This window comes from Hoeflea sp. BAL378 (assembly GCF_000759435.1).
Taxonomy (GTDB): Bacteria; Pseudomonadota; Alphaproteobacteria; order Rhizobiales; family Rhizobiaceae; genus Hoeflea.
Map to the genome: position 1 here is coordinate 1 of NZ_JRJG01000253.1, position 549 is coordinate 549.

The following is a 549-nucleotide window of genomic DNA, read 5'->3' on the forward strand; positions in this document are numbered from 1 at the left end:
CGTGGCGTTCGGTGATGAATTTCGTGGTGAGATAGGCGTCGATCGCCTCAGGACCGCCTTCTGTGCCGTAGCCGCTGTCCTTGATGCCACCGAACGGCGTCTCCGGCAGGGCCAGGCCCAGATGGTTGATCGAGAGCATGCCGGCCTGCAGCCGTCGCTCGATATGGGCCTTGGTGCGCGCAGACCCGGTGAAGGCATAGGACGCAAGGCCGAACGGAAGCCGGTTGGCCTCGGCGAGAGCTTCGTCGGCGGTCTTGAACGGAATGAGCAGGGCGAGCGGTCCAAAAGGCTCCTCGGTCATCACGCGCATGCCGACATCGAGCCTGGAGAGCACGGTCGGCTCGTGGAAAAAGCCGGCATTGCCGATGCGCTTGCCGCCCAGTTCCACCCTCGCGCCCTTTTCGCGGGCATCGGCCACCAGCGCCTCGACCGCCTCCAGCCGCCGGGCGGAGACGAGCGGACCCATTTCGGTTCCCTCATCCAACCCCGGGCCGACCCTGAGGGTATCCGCCTGCGCGACAAAAGCATCGCGGAACGGGCCCATCGCCC

General features: G+C 66.5%; 1 protein-coding gene. It reads right to left on the reverse strand.

Features of this window, described 5'->3' with window-relative positions; all coding sequences use genetic code 11:
- A partial coding sequence (locus LL06_RS25880) for an aldehyde dehydrogenase family protein (protein ID WP_345775696.1) occupies window positions 1–544 on the reverse strand: 544 nt, incomplete at its 3' end.
- Window positions 545–549: the final 5 nt, after the last annotated feature.